22 protein-coding genes are annotated in these 19,662 nt (G+C 52.0%); 13 read left to right on the top strand and 9 right to left on the bottom strand.

Going from position 1 to position 19,662, the window contains the following annotated elements; genetic code table 11:
* Positions 1 to 82: 82 nt before the first annotated feature.
* The 4 genes from ACGHZ6_RS04200 (at position 83) to ACGHZ6_RS04185 (ending at position 5,382) form a co-directional block, all read left to right on the top strand.
* Entirely contained in the window at positions 83 to 712 is a 630-nt protein-coding gene (locus tag ACGHZ6_RS04200; RefSeq protein WP_390617549.1) for a glutathione S-transferase family protein, read from the top strand.
* A gap of 114 nt (positions 713 to 826) precedes the next feature.
* Complete coding sequence (locus tag ACGHZ6_RS04195) at positions 827 to 3,877, top strand: FAD-binding and (Fe-S)-binding domain-containing protein (RefSeq protein WP_390617548.1); 3,051 nt, start codon at positions 827 to 829, stop codon at positions 3,875 to 3,877.
* A 9-nt stretch (positions 3,878 to 3,886) separates the two neighbouring features.
* Complete coding sequence (gene tcdA / locus ACGHZ6_RS04190; RefSeq protein ID WP_390617547.1) at positions 3,887 to 4,687, top strand: tRNA cyclic N6-threonylcarbamoyladenosine(37) synthase TcdA; 801 nt, start codon at positions 3,887 to 3,889, stop codon at positions 4,685 to 4,687.
* A 26-nt stretch (positions 4,688 to 4,713) separates the two neighbouring features.
* A complete protein-coding gene (locus ACGHZ6_RS04185) occupies positions 4,714 to 5,382 on the top strand; it encodes an EAL domain-containing protein (protein WP_390617546.1) in 669 nt (222 codons plus the stop codon).
* 7 nt (positions 5,383 to 5,389) lie between these two features.
* Here the strand turns inward: ACGHZ6_RS04185 and ACGHZ6_RS04180 are convergent, their stop codons facing one another.
* Complete coding sequence (locus ACGHZ6_RS04180; RefSeq protein ID WP_390617545.1) at positions 5,390 to 6,421, bottom strand: helix-turn-helix domain-containing protein; 1,032 nt, start codon at positions 6,419 to 6,421, stop codon at positions 5,390 to 5,392.
* Between the two features lie 150 nt (positions 6,422 to 6,571).
* Between ACGHZ6_RS04180 and ACGHZ6_RS04175 the strand changes: the two genes are divergently transcribed.
* The 4 genes from ACGHZ6_RS04175 (at position 6,572) to ACGHZ6_RS04160 (ending at position 8,851) form a co-directional block, all read left to right on the top strand.
* Entirely contained in the window at positions 6,572 to 7,795 is a 1,224-nt protein-coding gene (locus tag ACGHZ6_RS04175) for an NAD(P)/FAD-dependent oxidoreductase (protein WP_390617544.1), read from the top strand.
* A 51-nt stretch (positions 7,796 to 7,846) separates the two neighbouring features.
* On the top strand, positions 7,847 to 8,167 hold the full coding sequence (locus ACGHZ6_RS04170) for a 2Fe-2S iron-sulfur cluster-binding protein (RefSeq protein WP_390617543.1): 321 nt from the start codon (positions 7,847 to 7,849) through the stop codon (positions 8,165 to 8,167).
* Positions 8,168 to 8,339: 172 nt separating this feature from the next.
* On the top strand, positions 8,340 to 8,555 hold the full coding sequence (locus tag ACGHZ6_RS04165) for an addiction module protein (RefSeq protein ID WP_390617542.1): 216 nt from the start codon (positions 8,340 to 8,342) through the stop codon (positions 8,553 to 8,555).
* A gap of 2 nt (positions 8,556 to 8,557) precedes the next feature.
* Positions 8,558 to 8,851, top strand: coding sequence for a type II toxin-antitoxin system RelE/ParE family toxin (locus ACGHZ6_RS04160; protein WP_390617541.1), 294 nt, complete (start codon positions 8,558 to 8,560; stop codon positions 8,849 to 8,851).
* A gap of 25 nt (positions 8,852 to 8,876) precedes the next feature.
* On the opposite strand, the gene ACGHZ6_RS04155 is transcribed toward ACGHZ6_RS04160, so the two are convergent.
* The 4 genes from ACGHZ6_RS04155 to ACGHZ6_RS04140 all read right to left on the bottom strand — a co-directional run bounded on the left by ACGHZ6_RS04155 (position 8,877) and on the right by ACGHZ6_RS04140 (position 11,277).
* A complete protein-coding gene (locus ACGHZ6_RS04155) occupies positions 8,877 to 9,689 on the bottom strand; it encodes an amidohydrolase family protein (protein WP_390617540.1) in 813 nt (270 codons plus the stop codon).
* Positions 9,690 to 9,799: 110 nt separating this feature from the next.
* Positions 9,800 to 10,246: a MarR family winged helix-turn-helix transcriptional regulator gene (locus tag ACGHZ6_RS04150; protein ID WP_390617539.1), complete on the bottom strand. Its 447-nt coding sequence runs from the start codon at positions 10,244 to 10,246 to the stop codon at positions 9,800 to 9,802.
* A gap of 99 nt (positions 10,247 to 10,345) precedes the next feature.
* A complete protein-coding gene (locus ACGHZ6_RS04145) occupies positions 10,346 to 10,729 on the bottom strand; it encodes a Fis family transcriptional regulator (protein ID WP_390617538.1) in 384 nt (127 codons plus the stop codon).
* Complete coding sequence (locus tag ACGHZ6_RS04140; RefSeq protein ID WP_390617537.1) at positions 10,729 to 11,277, bottom strand: PadR family transcriptional regulator; 549 nt, start codon at positions 11,275 to 11,277, stop codon at positions 10,729 to 10,731. Before ACGHZ6_RS04140 ends, ACGHZ6_RS04145 begins: the two co-directional genes overlap by 1 nt.
* Before the next feature lie 190 nt (positions 11,278 to 11,467).
* Here ACGHZ6_RS04140 and ACGHZ6_RS04135 point away from each other — a divergent pair, with 190 nt between their 5' ends.
* Entirely contained in the window at positions 11,468 to 13,162 is a 1,695-nt protein-coding gene (locus ACGHZ6_RS04135; RefSeq protein ID WP_390617536.1) for a phytoene desaturase family protein, read from the top strand.
* A gap of 47 nt (positions 13,163 to 13,209) precedes the next feature.
* On the opposite strand, the gene ACGHZ6_RS04130 is transcribed toward ACGHZ6_RS04135, so the two are convergent.
* From ACGHZ6_RS04130 to ACGHZ6_RS04120, 3 genes are read right to left on the bottom strand one after another with little or no spacing between them, the layout of a single operon-like run.
* Positions 13,210 to 14,031, bottom strand: coding sequence for a DMT family transporter (locus ACGHZ6_RS04130; protein WP_390619146.1), 822 nt, complete (start codon positions 14,029 to 14,031; stop codon positions 13,210 to 13,212).
* A 48-nt stretch (positions 14,032 to 14,079) separates the two neighbouring features.
* On the bottom strand, positions 14,080 to 14,625 hold the full coding sequence (locus ACGHZ6_RS04125; protein WP_390617535.1) for a cytochrome b: 546 nt from the start codon (positions 14,623 to 14,625) through the stop codon (positions 14,080 to 14,082).
* Positions 14,626 to 14,646: 21 nt separating this feature from the next.
* Complete coding sequence (locus tag ACGHZ6_RS04120) at positions 14,647 to 15,249, bottom strand: FMN-dependent NADH-azoreductase (RefSeq protein WP_390617534.1); 603 nt, start codon at positions 15,247 to 15,249, stop codon at positions 14,647 to 14,649.
* A gap of 120 nt (positions 15,250 to 15,369) precedes the next feature.
* Between ACGHZ6_RS04120 and ACGHZ6_RS04115 the strand changes: the two genes are divergently transcribed.
* The 3 genes from ACGHZ6_RS04115 to ACGHZ6_RS04105 all read left to right on the top strand — a co-directional run bounded on the left by ACGHZ6_RS04115 (position 15,370) and on the right by ACGHZ6_RS04105 (position 18,081).
* Positions 15,370 to 16,260 (top strand): LysR family transcriptional regulator, encoded by an 891-nt coding sequence (locus ACGHZ6_RS04115; RefSeq protein ID WP_390617533.1) that lies wholly within the window; start codon positions 15,370 to 15,372, stop codon positions 16,258 to 16,260.
* On the top strand, positions 16,257 to 17,423 hold the full coding sequence (locus tag ACGHZ6_RS04110; protein WP_390617532.1) for an FAD-dependent oxidoreductase: 1,167 nt from the start codon (positions 16,257 to 16,259) through the stop codon (positions 17,421 to 17,423). The genes ACGHZ6_RS04115 and ACGHZ6_RS04110 overlap by 4 nt, the downstream gene beginning before the upstream one ends.
* 286 nt (positions 17,424 to 17,709) lie before the next feature.
* Positions 17,710 to 18,081 (top strand): hypothetical protein, encoded by a 372-nt coding sequence (locus tag ACGHZ6_RS04105; RefSeq protein WP_390617531.1) that lies wholly within the window; start codon positions 17,710 to 17,712, stop codon positions 18,079 to 18,081.
* A 25-nt stretch (positions 18,082 to 18,106) separates the two neighbouring features.
* Here ACGHZ6_RS04105 and ACGHZ6_RS04100 read toward each other — a convergent pair whose 3' ends face one another.
* Positions 18,107 to 18,913: an SDR family oxidoreductase gene (locus ACGHZ6_RS04100; RefSeq protein WP_390617530.1), complete on the bottom strand. Its 807-nt coding sequence runs from the start codon at positions 18,911 to 18,913 to the stop codon at positions 18,107 to 18,109.
* A 233-nt stretch (positions 18,914 to 19,146) separates the two neighbouring features.
* On the opposite strand from ACGHZ6_RS04100, the gene ACGHZ6_RS04095 reads away from it, so the two are divergent.
* The gene (locus ACGHZ6_RS04095; protein ID WP_390617529.1) at positions 19,147 to 19,626 is read left to right on the top strand and encodes a MarR family winged helix-turn-helix transcriptional regulator; all 480 of its coding nucleotides are present in this window, start codon (positions 19,147 to 19,149) and stop codon (positions 19,624 to 19,626) included.
* The last annotated feature ends 36 nt before the right edge of the window (positions 19,627 to 19,662 follow it).

The raw sequence follows: 19,662 nt of genomic DNA, 5'->3' as shown, positions 1-19,662 counted from the left end.
CGTCGCCCACATCACCTTATTCTGATAGCCTGATCTGATAGAGTAGAACACTCCTATCACCAACGCAGACAAGGAAAGGCTCATGCTAACCGTTTATGGTTACCCGCAAACCCGATCTTCACGAATCACCTGGATGCTCGAAGAACTGGGGCAGGACTACACCTACGAGCTGATTGATTTTATGAAAGGTCAGCACAAGTCGGCCGAATACCTCGCCATTAATCCCGGTGGCAAGGTGCCAGCCTTTAAGGATGATGAGCTGCTACTGACCGAGTCAGCCGCGATTGTCACCTATCTGGGCGATAAGTTTGGTCGTCATGACCTGGTTCCTGCAGCAGGCAGCACAGATCGAGCCCGCTATGAACAATGGGCCTATTTCGCGCTCTGTGAGCTGGAACAGGGGCTGTGGAATATGAGCAAACACAGGTTTGCCCTGCCGTCCGACAAGCGTGTCAAAGAGCTGCTACCAACGGCTAGCTGGGAATTCCAACAGGCGCTCGAGCTGCTCAGCCAGGGCTTGGGGGATAATGACTATATTCTGGGCGATAGCTTCAGTGCCGCCGATATCCTGCTGGGCCACAGCCTGTTCTGGGGTTTAAGTTTCAAGCAACCCATTGAGCAAAAGAACCTGCAGACCTATATCGACCGCCTGCGTGCCCGCCCCGCCGTGAGCCAATACCAGGCCCGCGAACAGGCCAGCCTTAACGCCTGATTCGCAGCTGCAGCTACACTGTCTACAAAGCCCTTGGTAAGCGACTTGGTTAGCTGCCTGCCAAGGGGTAAAATACGCCCCCTTTTGCTTTTAGACAGTGGTTTTTGATTTACCATGATCCCCAGTATCCGCGAGACTTCACCGGTTCAGGCCCAGTATCTGGCATTTATCGAGGCCCTTAAGGCCTGTGGCTTTGAGGGCGACCTCAACCCGGACTACGCCAACCGTACCGTGCTGGCCACCGACAACTCCATCTATCAGGTATTACCCCAGGGGGTGATTTACCCGAAGAATACCGCCGATCTGGTCAGAATCACTGAGCTTAGCAACCTAAAACAGTTTAATGATGTGGTATTGAGCCCCCGTGGTGGTGGTACCGGCACCAATGGTCAATCGCTGACTGACGGCCTGATTGTGGATATCTCCAAGCATATGAACAAGGTGCTGGAGATCAATGCCGAGGAGCGCTGGGTACGGGTGCAAACCGGTGTGGTCAAAGACCAACTCAATGCAGCCCTCAAGCCCTATGGCCTGTTCTTTGCCCCGGAACTGTCCACCAGTAACCGCGCCACCATTGGCGGCATGATTAATACCGATGCCTCCGGCCAGGGCTCTTGCCGCTACGGCAAAACCCGTGACCACGTGCTGGAACTGCTGACCGTGTTTATGGATGGCAGCGAATGGCGCTCCCAGCCGCTGACCGAGGAAGAACTGTCTGCCGCCTGCGATCGCCAGGACCGCGTCGGTGAAGCCCACCGTGTGGTTAATGATATCCAGCGTGAATTTAAAGACGATATCGAAGCCAAGTTCCCCAAACTTAATCGCTGCCTGACCGGTTACGACCTGGCCCATATCCGCACTACGGAAGACCAGTTCGACCTCAATAGCGTGCTGTGTGGCAGCGAAGGCACCCTGGGCTTTATCGCCGAAGCCAAATTGAATGTGCTGCCGATTCCGAAATGCTCGGCCCTGGTGAACGTAAAGTACGAAGGCTTTAATACCGGTCTGCGTGATGCCACCGAGCTAATGAAGGCCGAGCCCACCTCGATTGAAACCGTGGATTCCAAAGTCCTTGGCCTGGCCATGGACGATATCGTCTGGGGCACTGTGGAAGAATTCTTCCCTCCGACTGAAGGCAAGGAAACCAAAGGCATCAATCTGGTGGAATACACCGCCGATGATGAAGAAACCCTGCAAGCCGAAGTCGCCAAACTGACTGACCTGCTCGATGCCCGTGGCGAAGACGGCCCCAGCATTGGTTACTCCATCGCTTGGGGTAGCGCCTCGGTAGCAAAAATCTGGGCCATGCGCAAAAAAGCCGTGGGCCTGCTGGGTAATGCCAAAGGTGAAGCCCGCCCAATTCCGTTTGTGGAAGACACCGCCGTACCGCCAGAAAACCTGGCCGACTTTATTGAAGAATTCCGCGACCTGCTCGATGATAACGGCCTGCAATACGGCATGTTTGGTCATGTGGATGCCGGTGTACTGCACGTACGCCCGGCCATCGATATGAAAGATACCGAGCAAGAAAAAATGATTCGCCCGATTACCGACAAGGTGGCGGAGCTGACCCACAAATACAACGGCTTGCTGTGGGGTGAACACGGTAAAGGTCTGCGCTCGGAATACGCACCGACCTTCTTTGGTGATTTGTATCCACAGCTGCAACGCATCAAAGCCACCTTTGATCCGCGTAACCAATTAAACCCGGGCAAGATTGCTACACCGAGCCAACACCACGAACTGACCAAGATCGATGAAGCACCGACAAGAGGCCAGGAGGATCGCAAGATTCCGGTACAAGTGTGGGATGGTTACAGCGAAGGTATGTACTGTAACGGTAACGGTGCCTGCTTTAACTGGAACCCGAACGATGCTATGTGTCCATCGTGGAAAGGCACCCGCGAGCGCATTCACTCGCCTAAAGGCCGCTCCTCTCTGGTAAGAGAATGGTTAAAGCAGTTAAGCGAACGTAATATCAATCCGGTACATGAAAGCCTGGCACAGCGTGAAAAATCCTTTATCTCAACTCTGCCAGCACGGATTAAAAATACCTGGTCGCGCTCCCGCGGTGATTACGACTTCTCCAATGAAGTCTACGACAGCATGAGCGGCTGCTTGGCCTGTAAATCCTGCGTTGGCCAGTGCCCCATTAAAGTCGACGTGCCGGAATTCCGCTCCAAATTTTTGGAACTCTACTACGGCCGCTACCTACGCCCATTAAAAGATTACTTTATCGGCGGCCTGGAATTTATGATTCCCACCCTGGCCCGTGTGCCCTGGTTGTATAACGCTTTTATGAAGCCACGTTTTATGCAGGCCATTTTGGCGAAGGTTGCCGGCATGGTCGACAGCCCGCTGTTGACCGGTATTAATCTGGAAACCGCCATGCAGCAAATGGGTGTGCGTTACGCGGCGCCGGAAAATATTCGTCACTTAAGTGATGAGCAAAAAGCCAAGTCGGTGATTATTGTTCAGGATGCCTTTACCAGCTACTTTGAAACCCAGCTGATTATCGACCTGATGCAATTCCTGCAAAGCTTGGGCTTTAACCCGATGTTGGCGCCGTTTGTGCCTAACGGTAAGCCGCTGCACGTGCACGGCTTCCTGAAAACCTTTAACAAGGTCGCCAAGTCAGGCGCTGAAAAACTGCGTGCCTTAAATGACAGCGGTATTCCGCTGATTGGTGTCGATCCATCTATGACCCTGACCTACCGTTCTGAGTATGCAAAAACGCTGGGCAGCGATAAAGCGCCCGAGGTTAAATTGATTCAGGAATGGCTAGCGGAGCACACTGAGCAGTTAAGCGAGGCCGCCGGTAAGTTTAACCACGGCGACTTTAAACTGATGGCACACTGTACCGAGAAAACCAATGCTGCACCGTCCATCAAAGCCTGGCAATCAATCTTTAGCGCTCTGGGCCAACAACTGGATAACCTGGATGTGGGTTGCTGTGGTATGGCCGGCACCTACGGACACGAAGCCGCCAACGTAAAAACTTCGAAGAAGATATATCAGCTGAGTTGGCATGATGTTGTCACTAACCCGGACAACAAAGGCAAGCTGGTCGCCACCGGTTATTCGTGTCGCAGCCAGGCCAAGCGTGAAGATGAAGAACAACTGCAACATCCAGTGCAGGTATTGCTGAAGCAGTTACACGCTTAAGGTTCAGACATGGCAGTAAAACAGGAACTAAGCGAAGGCTACCTGCAACGCTTTAGTGGCATTGGCCGCCTCTACGGCCAGGATGCTATGCATGCCTTGGCCCGCGCCCACTTTGTTGTGGCCGGTATTGGTGGCGTGGGCACCTGGGTGGCCGAGTCCCTGGCACGTTCGGGTATCGGGAAACTTACCCTGATCGACCTGGACGATGTGTGTATTACCAATACCAATCGCCAAACCCACGCCCTGCAATCCACCATCGGCGCCAGCAAAGTGGCCACCATGGCTAAGCGCCTGCGTGACATTAATCCCGAGTTGGTTATTCACGAAGTAGAAGACTTTGTCGATACCGACAACGTGGTGGAACTGATTGGCGAACAACACGACGTGGTCATTGATGCAACCGACAGCGCCCATGCCAAGGCCGGCATCATTGCCCGCACGCGGCGTTTAAAAAAGCAGATTATTACGGTAGGTTCCGCTGGCGGTAAACGTGACCCTCGAGCGATTACCTCCCTCGATTTAAGTCGAACTACCAAAGACCCGCTACTGGCCAAGGTGCGTAATCAACTACGGCGCAGTTATAACTACCCGAGAAATCCCAAGCGTACCTTTCGCGTAGAGGCCATCTATTCAACGGAACAAATGCTTTACCCCGATGGCAATGGCGGTGTTTGTTACGCCAAAGGCGATATGAGCGACGGCACAAAACTCGATTGCAGTGGCGGCTTTGGTGCCTCGACTATGGTAACCTCGACTTTCGGCATGGTCGCCGCAAGCCGTGGCATTGAGCGCTACTTAGAGAGAGTTTAAACAGAGCGCGTTTAAAGAGAGACACTATGAAGCTGGTACTGGCCGTACAATCCATTTTTCTGCAACAGGGTGAAGAACGTATACCCACCGGTGCAGAAGTACTGGCGCGCTTTGAAGGCCCTGACGGGGCCCAGCTAACCCAATCGAATATTGAAGACGCCGGCTGGATTGCCATCGACAACAGCGTTTCGCTGCTGGCCCAGGAAACCCTGCCCGAGCTAATGCGAGAACACCGCACCCTGTTCTTCAATCTATCGGTAGAAACCCTGCAATCCAAAACCGCATTTGCCCTGTGGTTTGAACGATTACGCCAAATGGCAGCAGCCTATCCCCGCCGTATCGCGATCGAAATATCCAACCGCAACCTGGATATTAATGATCGCATTCTGCGCCAGCGGTTGGATTTATTAAAAGAAGAACCCATCTCCATGCTGTTGGACAATGCCCAGCTAACCCAGGGTCCCTCTGTCGCGCTAATGGATTTTGAGTGGAACTACTGCAAAATCAACGCCCGTGATCTGGCACGCATTGAAAAAACACAATTAAAGTCGGCCATTGATTATTGCCGCACCGCCAATATTCATATTATTGCCGAGCGCATTGAAAACAATCGCCTGCTAGAAGCCGTCAGCAACCTGCGCATTCCCTTTAAGCAAGGGTTTGCGCTAGCGAAACCTGAAGCACTGCTTAATTAAAGCCCGGTTAATCGATTCGCTCCAGGCGCAGAGCTTCCGGCGTTTTTTCGAAATAGCCCTTAAAAGCACGATAGAAATTATTCGGCTGGCTGTAGCCCAGCTGATAAGCAATTTCCTGCACGGTTAATTGGGTATTGGTTAAATAATCTTTCGCCAATTCCATCCGCACTTCCAAACACACGCGCCGAAAGCTTGTACCTGCCGAGGCTAAATGCCGACGCAAGGTGCGCGGCGACAGTGATAAAAACGGCGCTGTCGCCTCCAACTGGAATGCACACTCATTGGGGTGCTCCAACAGCATGCGTTTTACCCGACTGACAATGTCACCACTGCGACTGTCCTGCGGCAAAATCCGCCGCACCTGATCGTTTAAGAGAATACTGGCCTGCTGACCGGCATTGCGCACCGGGATATACAACCACTGGCGTGGAATCGCCAGACAACACTGATTCTTTTCAAAGTCGACATGGCAACCGAGAATTTGCTGGTATTGCCAGTGGTAGGTGGGCGCACCAAAATCCATAGTCGCATAACTGGCACAGGCCGCCAGACCTTCCGGCAACAACCCCTGAATCACCCGCCAGGTACCGATCAACCAGGACTCTACCCGTAACTGATGAAACTCCCGCCCCTCGGGCAGGATTTCACAGCGCAGCAATCCGTAGTCATCGTTGGTTTCCAACCAGATACGTTCATAGGGCTGAAAGGCTTCACCAAAATGGCTGATTAAACGCAGACTCTGTTCCAGTGTCGGGCTGGCCAACATGGCATAACCAAATACCCCCAAATCTGAGAGCTGGGAGCGGGAAGCCACCCGCAGGGCAATATTCGGTACATCGTTGAGATGAAGCTGCCGCAACAGCATAAAGTAGGCTTCCAGCGGCAGATCAGCATCGGGTAACCACCAGGGCTGATTCAGGCCACACCAATGGCCAAGCGCCAAGCGATCGATTTGGCTGCATTCTTCACGCAGCACCCGGTCCAGCACAGCCAATAGGTGCCGCGTTAAGGATTGTTCGTCTTGCCGATGTTTTTTCATGGCCCAAAATGATAGCAACCTATGGACGAAAATGATACTTACCAATGGACGATAATGATAGCCATATGGCCGAAAATACTACCCACCAGTTACTCCCATGACCGTAAGATAGACACCACAGTTTTATAGGTACCCTAAAGGAGTTCACCCATGGCAGAACAAACCTGCATTATTATTGGTGCCAGCCACGCCGCCGCGCAACTGGCCCCAAGCCTGCGCCAACAGGGCTGGGAAGGCCGCATTATCGTCATTGGCGATGAGCCCTATGCGCCCTACCACCGCCCGCCGCTGTCCAAAGCCTTTCTGTCCGGTGAAAAAGATGTCGACGGCCTGCTGATTCGCCCCGCCGCCATCTACGAGAAAAACAATATTGAATTTAAGCTCGGTGCCCGTGTTGAGCATATCGACCGCGCCCACAAAACCGTCACCCTGCAAAGCGGTGAAGTGCTGAACTACGACAAGCTAGCACTGTGCACCGGCTCGCGCGTGCGCAAGGTCACCCTGCCCGGCACCGACTTAAGCGGTGTTCACTACCTGCGTGATATCGGCGATGTGGAAGGTATCAAGCAGCATGTGGCCGAAGGTAAAAAAGCCGTGATTGTGGGCGGTGGTTATATCGGTTTGGAAACCGCCTCGGTTCTGAACAAGCTCGGTATGGATGTTACCGTACTGGAAATGGCACCACGGGTGTTGGCCCGTGTTACCGCGCCCGAGCTATCTGAGTTTTATACCCGCGTCCACACCGACGAAGGCGTGACCATTAAAACCGGTATTGCCGTCAGCGGTCTGGAAGGCAATGGCCATGTGGAAAAAGTCCTCTGCGCCGATGGCAGCCATTTCGACGCTGACCTGGTTGTAATCGGCGTAGGCATTATCCCTAACGTTGAATTAGCCGAAGCCGCCGGCCTTGAAGTCGACAACGGTATTATCGTCGATGAGTTTGCCCGCACCAGCGATCCCGATATTGTTGCCGCCGGTGACGTAAGCAATCACCCCAACAAATATTACAACCGCCGCCTGCGTTTGGAATCAGTACCCAACGCGACTGACCAAGCCAAGTCTGCCGCCGCCAGTATTTGTGGCAAAGACGTGGAATACAATTCCCTGCCGTGGTTCTGGTCCGATCAATATGATCTAAAATTACAGATAGCCGGTTTAAGCCAGGGTTATGATCAGGTGGTTATTCGCGGTGATCGCAACAGCCGCAGCTTTGCTGCCTTTTACCTGCAGGAAGGCAAACTGATTTCCGCCGATTGCGTCAACCGCCCGCAGGAGTTTATGATCAGCAAGCGCTTAATCGCCGAACAGATTCCGGTTGACGCTGAAAAGCTCGCCGATGAAAGCATTGCGCCAAAAGAGCTGCTAACAGCCTAAACTATTGAAAACCTTTTTAGCCCACTAATGATGTCATAAAGAGAAAGAGTCATGCCAACGATTAAATATGTAGATCACAACGGCAACGAAACCGAAGCCAACGTCGCCGTCGGCGAAACCGTGATGCAAGGCGCTGTCGACAATATGATCGACGGTATCCTGGCTGAATGTGGCGGCGCCTGCGCTTGCGCCACCTGCCACTGCTACGTGGACGATGCCTGGGTCGCCAAAACCGGCGAAGCCGACAGCATGGAAAAAGATATGCTCGATGCCGTTATCGATCCCAAACCTTCCAGCCGTTTAAGCTGCCAGGTTACCGTGACCGATGAGATGGATGGCCTGGTAGTACATCTGCCAGAGTCTCAGTACTAAGACGCCACAGAACAAGTATTCTCTGCATGGGCAATATTTACGGTTGGTAGGTATTGCCCTTTTTTATCCCCTTCATTCAGCCCCACAAAAGCTCCTACCAAACTCCGTATTTACTACAGCTCATTCGATGAGTATGATCGTACTGTTCTGTTCAATTAACGAGCATGCTGTTATGGGCGAAGATGTCAAAGCCATTATAAATCAAGCACTTGAGCTCTCCTCAGTAGAAAGAGCAATTATTGCCGAGCAACTTCTCCTCAGTCTGGATAGCCCAACAGAGGAGATCGACGAGGTTTGGGCCAAAGAAGCCGAGGCTAGAATCAAGGCCTACGAACGTGGTGATTTACAATCGACCCCAATGAATGAGGTCTTCTCCAAATACGAATAAACATGGACGTTAGCTTTCTAAAGCTTGCTGAAATTGAGCTCGATGAAGCCATCCAGTATTACGAGCAAGAGCAACCAGGATTAGGCATGCGCTTTAAAACTGAAGTGCAGCGTTCCCTTTTTCGCATTATCGAATTTCCTACCGCCTACCAAGCACTCAGCAATAACTCTCGCCGCTGCCTTATTGCCAAGTTTCCTTACAGTGTCATTTACCAATATCAAAAATCTAAAAACCGTATTCTTGTTGTAGCTGTTGCTCACCTACACAGAAAACCTGATTATTGGATATCCCGATAAAAGCGGTTGGAATAATTCAACATCCTTACAACCCAAACACCCGCTTGGCATTACCCGACAAAAACCGCTCCAGCGCTACTTCACTTAACCCCAAAGACTCCAGAGATTCTACACACTGTGCATGGGTAAGCATCGGGTAATTAGTCCCAAACATCACCTTGTGCTTGTCCGACTGCATATAACTCACCAATTCCGCCGGATAACGGCTGACGGTATAGGCTGAGGTATCGATATAAACATTAGGGTGCTTACGCGCCACCGCTATCATTTCTTCGGTCCAGGGGTAACCGATATGACCACAGACAATTATCAAATCAGGAAAGTCCAATGCAATTTGATCGATGTAAGGAATGGGTCTACCGGTTTCCGAAGGGCGTAACGGACCGGTATGGCCGACCTGTAAACACACGGGTACATCGAGTTCTACACAGGCGGTATACAGCGGATAGTAATAGGGATTGGTGGGCGGTAATTCCCACAACCACTGCACGATACGCAAACCTTTAAAACCCCAGTCATTAACGCAGCGACGTAATTCCTGCACGGCTTTAACCGGGTTACGCAGGTCGACACCAGCCAGGCCGGCAAAGCGATCAGGGTGTGCATCCACTAGCTCTTTGACCTCTTCGTTACTGATCATATCGCCGTGGGGTGCATACCAGGCACTGATAAGGCCTTTGTTAACCTTACCCTCATCCATTAACCCCAGGGTCAGGCTTGCAGGTGGAGTTTCCTCAACGGTTTGCCCGCCAGTCCAACGGCGCAGGGATTCAAAAATCGGGTTATTGATAAAACGTGCTGTCGGATGCTGCATCCATACGTCGATAATGTCTGACATGTTTTTTTACCTTCTCTCTCGATGATTCTCTTACTTAGTTATAGCGGAATTTTTACTTGCCACAGCATTAAGTTAGACATCTAACTATAATAATAAATAAAAGCCTGTCCTCACCACTGATCAACCAGTTTGGCCAACAGTTTATTGAGTTGCTGTTTCTCATTTGTCGATAAAATATTGTCAATTTTGCTGTGTATGGCTTCGGAGATCTCTCCCAATTCCATCAACAAACGCTTGCCCTTGGCCGTTAGCGAGACCTGAAAAATACGTCCATCGTCCGGCGAACGTTTTTTTGAAACATATCCCAACGCCAGCAGCTTATCGACCAGTACCGTTACCGTGGGTTTGGTGCGGGCGACATACTTGGCAATATCCTGCATGGTCATCGCCGGGTTCATATACAGGGCCATTAAGATTTCACCATGGCTAGGTACCAGCTCACCAAGGCCACGGGCGGCCAGGGCCTCGATTAGAAAACCCTGGGTTAAATCACGTGCGCGAGACAAGCGGCCAATAACCTTTCTTTCTTCGGGAAGCGAGTCTGTTACGCGAGCCACAATCAATGCACCTTCTAAATCAACCATGTTCAATAAGAATAAGTTAGACGTCTAACCAAAGTCAATACGGACTAAAGTGACAAGTTGATAGGGTTAACCCTAGTGGGTAGGACGGTTTCTGGGGACGGCCAGTTCCTTACGAAACGACAGTCGATCATCCCAGCTGCCGTTATTGTCACGCTCGCAGGCTTCTTCGGAATCCAGCACCACCTGCTTGCCAACAGTTTTAAACTTCACGCCGATCTTTAATAGCGCCGACTGTATCCGTGCCTGCAGTTTGTTTTTATCCACCGCCGAGAGGCTGGCTTCGGTATCAAATACACAGGTCACTAACAAGCTGGCGGGAAAGTTGGTGTAGTTGGCCTGATGGGTTAACCATTGGAAGCCCGGCGTATCATCCAGGGTTTGCTCGCAGACATTGTTAAGGGCTCGGCAAATATTACTGTCGATTTTCTTTTCGGTTTTACTTTTTGGTTTACTCATTACACCTGCTCCGCCACACCTGCCAACGCCTGTTCGACTTCATCTGCCCAGGCCAACCAGGATTGCTCGCCAAGAATACCACGACGCAGTGTCAGGTAGGGCAACTTAAACGGCAACTGCTCTTCCGGTACCAGGGCCTGGTATTCCGCCTCCATGGCCTGGAAGGTTTGCAACATGGTTTCATGAATCTGACGGTGATCGCGCACCTCTTCCAGTATCACATCGCTGTCGCGCAGGTGGCCGGCATACATCTTTACCAACAATGAGTCATTGATTTTGTTGGGTTTGACCGGCTTGGCCAACCACGTCAGGAGCTCACCATGGCCTTGCGGGGTAATGGAGTACACCTTGCGATCGGGCCTGCCCGCTTGCACCTCTTCTTGGCAGTCAATGTCACCAGCCTCATGCATGGTTTTTAACTGCTTATAGATCTGCTGATGGCTGGCATTCCAAAAGTAGCCCATACGCTCATTAAAGCGTTTCAGCAGGTCGTAACCGCTGGCAGGCTCAGCTTCCAGTAACACCAACACGGCGTGCTTTAATGACACAGGCGAAAACCCTCTATAACCATGACTTGGGAGTCGCATTATACCTTGCCCTACACCACAATATGCAACTAGTTGCATAAATCAAAAACACAGGCTACCCTAAGCATACATATGCAATTTATTGCATAAAAACCAAAAATAGAAAAACAACGTAAGAAACACCTACCCCGTGCAGAGAGAGGATAGTGATATGGCGAAGAAAGCCGAGAAAGTCCGTACCGGGCGCCGTTACCGCAGTGGACGTGCCGCAGACCATTACGATGCCATCGTCATTGGCTCGGGCATTGGCGGCCTGGCTAATGCGGCGTTTTTATCGCTGCTGGGGCAAAAGGTCTGTGTACTGGAGCAACACTATACCGCCGGTGGTTTTACCCACGCCTATGAGCGTGAAGGTTATGAGTGGGACGTAGGTGTTCACTATATCGGTGAAGTGCACCGCCCCCAATCTACTCTGCGCCGGGTGTTTGATGTGATCAGTGAAGGGCGGCTGGAATGGGCGGCCATGAGCCCGGTTTATGACCGCATTATTCTCGGTGACAAGCACTATGATCTGACCGCTGGGCGGGAAAACTTTATCCGCGTACTCAGTGAACACTTCCCGGATGAAAAAGCCGCCATCGAGCGCTATGTCGCGCTGATTTCAAAAACCAGCCAACTGACGCCCAAGTTTTTTGCCGCCCAGGCCATGCCGCGCTGGATGGGGCGCATATACAACAACTGGATACGCCCCTGGCTGCTGCCGAAAACCTTTTTCAAAACCGCACGCGAAGTACTGGAAGAGCTTACCGATAACCAGGAATTGATTTCTGTGTTAACAGGCCAGTGGGGTGACTACGGTCAAACGCCAAAAGATGCCGCCTTTTTAATGCACGCCTTAATTGCCAAACACTACCTCGGTGGTGGCGCCTACCCGGTAGGTGGAGCAGCGGCCATGGCGCGCAGCATTATCCCTACTATTCAAAAAAGCGGTGGCGAAGTCTTTACCTATGCCGAAGTTAATAAAGTACTGATTAAAGACAATACTGCCTACGGTGTTGAGATGGCCAATGGCGATAAAATTTTAGCGGACAAGGTGGTCAGTAACGCCGGTTTTATGAATAGCATGACCCGGCTGCTGCCAGAGCCAACGCAACAGCGGCTGGGCACCCAGCAATGGAGTAAACAGGTACAGCGCTCCAGTGCTCACTTCTGTTTGTATGCCGGCTTTAAAGGCGATGCTAAAACCCTGGGCTTATCTGATACCAATCTGTGGATTTACCCCAACGGCGATCATGAAGGCAACCTTGAAGCCTACAAACAGAAAAACCCAACCGATCAGGACGCCGAGTTCCCACTATTGTATATGTCCTTCCCGTCCACCAAGGACCCCAAATGGGATGAACGTTTCCCGAACAAATCCACTGTCGAGATAGTCACAGTCACGGATATGAAATGGTTCGAGCAGTGGCAAGGCACCACTTGGCAACAACGCGGTGAAGCCTATGAAGCCTTTAAGGAACAAATTTCACAGAAACTGCTAGGTGAACTATTTGATCGTTTACCGCAGTTAAAAGATGCGCTGGATTATTACGAACTGTCGACGCCACTATCCACAGAGTTCTACCAGCTCAACGAGCAGGGTGAGATTTACGGTTTGGATCATTTTGTCGACCGCTTTAACAAACCCTTCCTGCACCCGCAGACGCCAGTTAAAAATTACTATATGACTGGCGCCGATGTGATGACGGCCGGTGTAGGTGGCGCCTTGATGGCAGGTATGATGACTACCTGCTGCATGCAAGGCCTACGTAAAAGCAAGGATGTGATTGGCTTGTTAAAAAACTATAAGCCACAATCCAACACCAACAACACCACAGAAGAGACAGGCGCGCAGGCCATCGCCTGATAAGCCCATCATCTGATAAGCAAGAGGCAGGGGAAATCGATACAGGTTTACCCTGCCTTGTCTGTTTTTATATTCAGCATATTGCCCAACAGCATTAATCCACCACCCAACAGCAGTGTGATTTCCAATTGCTCTTGATACAACAACACCCCAACCAAACCAATCATTGGCAGGCGTATAAAATCCAGCGTTACTACAATGCCCACCTCGGCATGCTGCATGGCTTTGGTCAGGCAAAAGTGGGCTGACAGGGCCGTCAAACCAATCACCACTATCCATAACCACTCGATACCCACCGGCCACACCCATACCGCTAACGACAACACCAGCCCGACTGGCAGCTGCACCAAACACATATAAAACAAAATCGTCAGCGGCTTTTCAGTTAACGCCATCACTTTGGTGCAGGAATGGGAAATGGCATAACACATGGCGGACGCCAAAACGATCAGTGCCGCCGTATCGATAATCTCGATACCGGGGCGAACGATCACCGCTACGCCCAGCAAACCCAACAACACCGCAGCGACTTTACGCCAGGTGATGGCCTCGCCCAGAAACAAAGCGGCAATAAGTATCGTCCAGATAGGGACGGTAAACTCCAAGGCAAATACTTCGGCCAACGGTAACAGGCCTATACCCAAAAACCAGCCATACTGACCGGCAAAGTGAAACAGATTGCGAACACTGTGCAGAACAGGTTTTGAGGTTTTAAACAGGTAGGTTTTGCCAGCAAGCTGAATGATACAGCCAACAAAGGCCAGACCTATAATACTGCGAAACAGCAAAGCCTGGGCGACAGGTATGCGGCCGTCGAGTTCACGTATCGCAACAGCCATAAGACAAAAGGATGCCCAGCAACCGGACATCCAAATGACGGAGAGAAGTGATCGGTTCAATAAAATTCGAAAGAGTCCTTAGGAAGAACCTTTCAACATACGCGGCAATACATCGGCCTCACCTTTATCCATATAACGGTGCTTCAGGGCGCCGGCAATATGCAGAACAACCACAACCACAAGTGCCCAGGCGGTAATGCCATGCGCCTGGTGCGCCAGGCCGGCCCAGAGCTCACTGGGTGGTAAGTCCGGCAGTTTTAAACCAAACAAGCTGACACCGTAACGCTCTGGGTGGGCAGACGACATCACAAAACCGGACAGTGGCACCAACACCATCAGCAAGTACAACGCCTTGTGACCAATCTCTGCACCTAGTTTTTCCAGCGAAGACAGCGCGGAAGGTAACGCCGGTACCGTGTTGCGCAAGCGAACCACTATACGCGCAACAATCAATACCAGAGCGATAACTCCAAAGGATTTATGCAGGCCATAAATCTGGTATTTGTTGGGCGCATCATCGGCCAGGCCCTCCATATAAATACCGACCGCCAACAGGCTGATAATCAGCACGGCCATTAACCAGTGAATAATGCGCATGGCCAGAGGATAAACTTGTGTGCTCATAACGTTACTTCCGCTTTACGATTAAAGGGTTAAGGCCGCGATCTGCTCACGTGCCTGTTGCAAACTTGCCGCGGCGGCCTCTTCACCAAAGGCCATGGCTTCCGCGTAAATAAATTCGATATCGCTAATGCCCATCATGCCAAACACCTGCTTTAACAGAGGTGTTTGTAAATCAGTTTCGGTTCCGGCGTGCTTACCACCGCGAGTAGAAACCACAATCACTTTTTTGCCACCCAACAAACCTTCCATGCCTCGCTCACCGTAGGCAAAGGTTTCATTAATGCGGGCCACATGGTCGATCCAGGCCTTGAGCGCCGAGGGAACGCCATAATTGTACATAGGTGCCGTTAGCACAATGACCTCGGAGCTTTTCAGCTCGCCAATCAACTTATCGGATAATGCCAGATCCTGCTGATGTGACAAGCTGCGTTTTTCGGCAGGTACCGAAAAGGCATCGTAGGCTTCCGCACTCAGGTGAGGAATCGGCTCGGCCGACAGGTCGCGTTTTATGACCTCGACTTCACGCAACTGTTCAGTTAATTGTGCTACCACGGCTTCAGCCAGTTGGCTGGAACGGCTTTCATTGCCCCACAGGCTGCTATTGATATGGAGTAACTGTTTCATCTTGGTGTCTCCTGGGAATGTTTAAGACGCAATGTGCTTTTGATGGGGTTAGTATCACTTTTGCCATTTCGATAAAAAACACCCTAAAATAGATAATAAACATCGATTTATTCGAACCTTATGCAATCCAATACAACAAGCCTTGAACAATGGCGCATTCTGCAAGCGGTGGTTGACCACGGCGGTTACGCCCAGGCCGCCGAGCAGCTGCAAAAGAGCCAATCGACCCTGAGCTACAGCCTGCGCCGCCTGCAGGACAGCCTCGGCGTGGAACTGCTGGAAATCCAGGGCCGTCGTGCGGTATTGACCGCCGCCGGAGAATCCCTGCTACGACAGGCCCGCCGCCTGCTGGACGATGCCCAGGCACTGGAGAATACCGCGCAGGTAATGGCCCAGGGTTGGGAAGCCGAGGTGATACTGAATGTGGATGTCATCACCCCCAAAAGACTGGTGCTGGATGCGTTGCGTCAATTCGAACGGGATCACCCGGAAATTCGCCTGGAGATTATTGAATCTGCCCTGTCTGGCACTCAAGATGCCATCGTCCACAACCAGGCCGATGTAGTGCTGGCGGGTATTGCTCCTCCAGGCTTTCTGGGTACGTCTATCTGCCCGGTAGAAATGCACTGTATCGCCCACCGCGATCATCCCCTGTCCCAGTTAGATGAAATTAGCGAGCTGGATCTGCGTGGCTACCGCCAAATTGTGGTGCGTGATTCCGGCAGTTATCGACGTATCAACAGTGGCTGGCTGGGGGCAGAAAAACGCTGGACGGTTAACGATTTTAACCACTCGGTGGAATTGGTTAGCCTGGGCCTGGGCTTTGCCTGGGTACCCCTTGATCGCATCACATCGCAACTCAATAGCGGCGAGTTGAAAAAACTCCCCCTGGTACAGGGCGCCAATCGTCACATCGATATCAAGGTGTTCTTCCCACGCCGTGAGAGCACCGGTCCGGCTGCCCGCTACCTGGGAGATCTGTTGGTGCAAAACCTGCCGGGGACAGAATGACGCAGAAACTGCTTTTGATCGGCGGTGGTCACAGCCATGCGATTGCCCTCAATCTGTGGGCAAAACAACCGCTGCCGGATGTTGAGGTGACGCTGATCTCCCCCCAGCAACTTACGCCCTATTCCGGCATGCTGCCGGGTTTGGTGGCCGGACACTACACACTGGCGCAAACCCATATCCATTTGCCCGCCCTGTGCCGCAAAGCCAATGCCCGCTTTATCGAAGATTGCGTCACAGGCATAGATACCCAGGCACAAAACGTCGTTACGGCCAGCGGCCAAACGCTAGCCTATGACCGGGTTTCTATTAACTGCGGCATCACACCTGCAACAGCAGTGCCCGGTGCCGCGCAATTCGCAATAGGGGTTAAGCCCATTGCCGAGTTTTATCCCCGTTGGCAATCGCTGTTAAAACAGCTCGAAGCTCGACAGGGATCGACGCCCTTTCAATTACTGGTCGTTGGTGGCGGCGCTGCCGGGGTCGAGCTGATACTGGCCATGCATCACTACCTGACTCGATCCCAACCACAACACTTATCACAACAACCGGTTGAATTTACCCTGATTCAATCCGGCAAGGGCCTTCCCGAAGGTTATCCACAGCGCCTGCAGCACAAGGTACAACAGACATTTGCCGATAAAGGCATTCGTGTTCTAACAGATAGCCGTGTAACCCGTGTTGAACAAGACCAGGTCATCATCAACGGCACCAAAGCCCAACAGGCTATTGCCGGTGATGCGGTATTTTGGTGTACCCAGGCAGGAGCAGCTGACTGGCCGCAAGCCTCTGGGTTGATCACCGATAAGCAAGGCTTTATTCGCGTTAACCAACACCTGCAATCACTCAATGCGACCAATGTTTTTGCCTGCGGCGATATTGCCAGCCAGGAGAGTTTTAGCACCCCAAAGGCCGGCGTCTTCGCGGTACGTCAGGGCCCGCTACTTTTCCACAATCTACATGCCAGCTTGCAAGGCAAACCGCTGCAAAGCTTTCAGCCACAAGCGGCCTATCTAAGCCTGTTGGCCGCTGGTGATCGTTATGGCTGGGGCTGTCGTATTGGCCAAGGTCTGTTTCCCACGCTAAGTGGGCACTGGGTGTGGCGCTGGAAGGACCGTATTGATCGGCGCTTTATGGCGCAATTCCCCAATGGTAATGGCATCTGACTACTCAGTCCCTTCAAACCCTTCTGAACCAATAAATATGAAGGGTATTCATATCACTCAAAAATTAACGTCATTAGAGCTTACCGACAGAAAAAATTAAGCTTGTCGGGATAAGCAGTAGCAGAGTGCCCGAAGGCACCACATCATCAAACTGCAGTGGCCACAAAGCGCATGAGAGAGGCCAGGGTAACCCGTAAAGGGTCTACCGTATTCAACCCGAGCGATTACATAGCGAACTTATCCACCGCAGAGAATCTGGATAAGGTGCTAGAAGAGAGTGAAAATCATGTCCAACAGCCCGCGAGTGTTCACGCGCCTGGATCGTTTTATCCAGCGTAAGTGGGACGAGTTAACCCCCAGGCTGCAGAGCCTAGTCGACGCCTGCCCGCAAAAGGGCCCCAGCAAACAAACCCAGGAAAAGATCATTCGCCTGCGCAAGGTGCTGTCTGAAGCCCGCGAAGAAGTGAGCTTTCTGGAAACCAAGCTGAGCTGTAAGCAGGCTATTCAGGAACGTAAACAACACCTGGAAAAGGAATATCAGGAGTGCGTCGAGCAATTACAGCAAATGGCCGACGACTCCCGTCTATACCGTGAAGTTTCCCAATGGGGAGAGCAGGTAAAACAACGTATTCAGGCCCTGACCCAGAAGCTGGGTTAACCCCTCTCATAGATTGATCAGCCATTTACTGACGGGCAAAGGCCTTCAGTGAATGGCTCATACCACCACAACCACCCAGCGACCAGGCACCATCAACCGGCAAGATGACGCCGCTGATATAGCTGGCCAGTGGCGAGCCCAAAAACAGGCAGGCATTGCCAATATCTTCCGGCGATCCCATACGCGCCATGGGCACAGAATCCACGCACAATTGACGCAGCTCTTCTGTCGGCGCCAGGCGGTCCATGCCCTCAGTGCCATCAATAGGCCCAGGCACCACTGAGTTGATACGGATGCCCTCCTCGCCCCACTCCATCGCCAAAGTGCGGGTCACCATATCCACACCAGCCTTGGCGGAGCACACATGGGACTGGGCTTGCATGGGCACATAGGCCTGGGGGGCCGAGATGTTAATCACGCTGGCACCCGGCTTTTTCAGGAACGGCTCGGCGGATTTCATTACATGAAAAGTCCCCAACAAATCGATTTCGACCACGGTTTTAAAGGCGTTGGCAGACATGCCTTTGGCGGTGGCCGGGAAGTTACCCGCAGCGCCGGATACCAGCACGTCAAAATCCCCAAACGCCTTGTGCACTTCCCCAAGGCCCGCCGCAACGGCGTCGATATCACGCACATCGGCGCTAAACCCCATAGCCTCGGCGCCGAGCTTTTGTAACGCGCTAACCGTATCGTCGACTTTATCCTGCGAGCGACTGGCAACGGCCACCCGGGCACCATGCTCGGCAAACAACTCGGCCACACCTCGATTGATACCGCTGGTACCGCCGACAACGACTACGGTCTTGCCGGTAAAATCCAAACTGACTGACATAATGTGATTCCTCGAAATAAAAGCCCTTTTCTAATTGAAGCAGATCAGGGGGGGTTCACAAGACAATCCCACACGGCAATCCAACACGACAATCAACGTCGCCACATTTGACATATCACGCCAAACTCACTCCGTCGGCGACAGACCAATCGGTCACTTTATAGTCAAACTAGTAACATATGTTACGATATCAACCATTACGGTATTACCTGTTACGAGCCTGAGGCCAGTCTATGAACTCCCCGCTCCACCCTGGCAATTTATTTCCCTTCCTGATTTCCAATATCACCCGAATGTACTCGGTAGAGATGGATCGCCTGGTGCGCGAGGCAGGAATGACACTGAGCCACTCCCAGTGGCGCGTTATCGCCCACTTGTACTATCAGGACGGCCAATTCCAATCGCAGCTGGCAGAACAAATGCTGATGGAGAAAGCCCCGCTGGGCACGCTGCTCGACAAGCTACAAGCCGCCAACCTGCTGGAGCGACGCCCAGACCCAAATGATCGCCGTCTAAAGCGGGTGTTTATTACTCCCAAAGGCAGGGAGCTGTTTCCGGTGCTAGAGCGGGAAAGCACCAAGCTACAGGAAATCGGAATGCCAGATTGGGACCCCGACAAAAAAGCACTCCTACTCGAACTGCTTTCCGAAGTACGCGGCAATTTAATTGATCACCGCGAAGGCAAAGACAAAAGCAACGTCGACGCTGCCTAAACGGCAACATCATCGTCACGGTTTACACTTGAGGTA

The sequence above is a fragment of the Maricurvus nonylphenolicus genome, assembly GCF_042854845.1.
Classification (GTDB): Bacteria; Pseudomonadota; Gammaproteobacteria; order Pseudomonadales; family Cellvibrionaceae; genus Maricurvus; species Maricurvus nonylphenolicus.
This window is presented reverse-complemented; position numbering and strand designations above follow the sequence as displayed.

Bases quoted from the DNA above. Each gene is read 5' to 3' on its own strand.
- ACGHZ6_RS04105 (WP_390617531.1), top strand. From the start codon at position 17,710: ATGTCCAACAGCCCGCGAGTGTTCACGCGCCTGGATCGTTTTATCCAG.
- ACGHZ6_RS04155 (WP_390617540.1), bottom strand. From the start codon at position 9,689: ATGTCAGACATTATCGACGTATGGATGCAGCATCCGACAGCACGTTTT.
- ACGHZ6_RS04115 (WP_390617533.1), top strand. From the start codon at position 15,370: ATGCAATCCAATACAACAAGCCTTGAACAATGGCGCATTCTGCAAGCG.
- ACGHZ6_RS04120 (WP_390617534.1), bottom strand. From the start codon at position 15,249: ATGAAACAGTTACTCCATATCAATAGCAGCCTGTGGGGCAATGAAAGC.
- ACGHZ6_RS04180 (WP_390617545.1), bottom strand. From the start codon at position 6,421: ATGAAAAAACATCGGCAAGACGAACAATCCTTAACGCGGCACCTATTG.
- ACGHZ6_RS04100 (WP_390617530.1), bottom strand. From the start codon at position 18,913: ATGTCAGTCAGTTTGGATTTTACCGGCAAGACCGTAGTCGTTGTCGGC.
- ACGHZ6_RS04125 (WP_390617535.1), bottom strand. From the start codon at position 14,625: ATGAGCACACAAGTTTATCCTCTGGCCATGCGCATTATTCACTGGTTA.
- ACGHZ6_RS04145 (WP_390617538.1), bottom strand. From the start codon at position 10,729: ATGAGTAAACCAAAAAGTAAAACCGAAAAGAAAATCGACAGTAATATT.
- ACGHZ6_RS04160 (WP_390617541.1), top strand. From the start codon at position 8,558: ATGGACGTTAGCTTTCTAAAGCTTGCTGAAATTGAGCTCGATGAAGCC.
- ACGHZ6_RS04165 (WP_390617542.1), top strand. From the start codon at position 8,340: ATGGGCGAAGATGTCAAAGCCATTATAAATCAAGCACTTGAGCTCTCC.
- ACGHZ6_RS04110 (WP_390617532.1), top strand. From the start codon at position 16,257: ATGACGCAGAAACTGCTTTTGATCGGCGGTGGTCACAGCCATGCGATT.
- ACGHZ6_RS04185 (WP_390617546.1), top strand. From the start codon at position 4,714: ATGAAGCTGGTACTGGCCGTACAATCCATTTTTCTGCAACAGGGTGAA.
- ACGHZ6_RS04135 (WP_390617536.1), top strand. From the start codon at position 11,468: ATGGCGAAGAAAGCCGAGAAAGTCCGTACCGGGCGCCGTTACCGCAGT.
- ACGHZ6_RS04130 (WP_390619146.1), bottom strand. From the start codon at position 14,031: ATGTCCGGTTGCTGGGCATCCTTTTGTCTTATGGCTGTTGCGATACGT.
- ACGHZ6_RS04170 (WP_390617543.1), top strand. From the start codon at position 7,847: ATGCCAACGATTAAATATGTAGATCACAACGGCAACGAAACCGAAGCC.
- ACGHZ6_RS04200 (WP_390617549.1), top strand. From the start codon at position 83: ATGCTAACCGTTTATGGTTACCCGCAAACCCGATCTTCACGAATCACC.
- ACGHZ6_RS04195 (WP_390617548.1), top strand. From the start codon at position 827: ATGATCCCCAGTATCCGCGAGACTTCACCGGTTCAGGCCCAGTATCTG.
- tcdA (WP_390617547.1), top strand. From the start codon at position 3,887: ATGGCAGTAAAACAGGAACTAAGCGAAGGCTACCTGCAACGCTTTAGT.
- ACGHZ6_RS04175 (WP_390617544.1), top strand. From the start codon at position 6,572: ATGGCAGAACAAACCTGCATTATTATTGGTGCCAGCCACGCCGCCGCG.
- ACGHZ6_RS04095 (WP_390617529.1), top strand. From the start codon at position 19,147: ATGAACTCCCCGCTCCACCCTGGCAATTTATTTCCCTTCCTGATTTCC.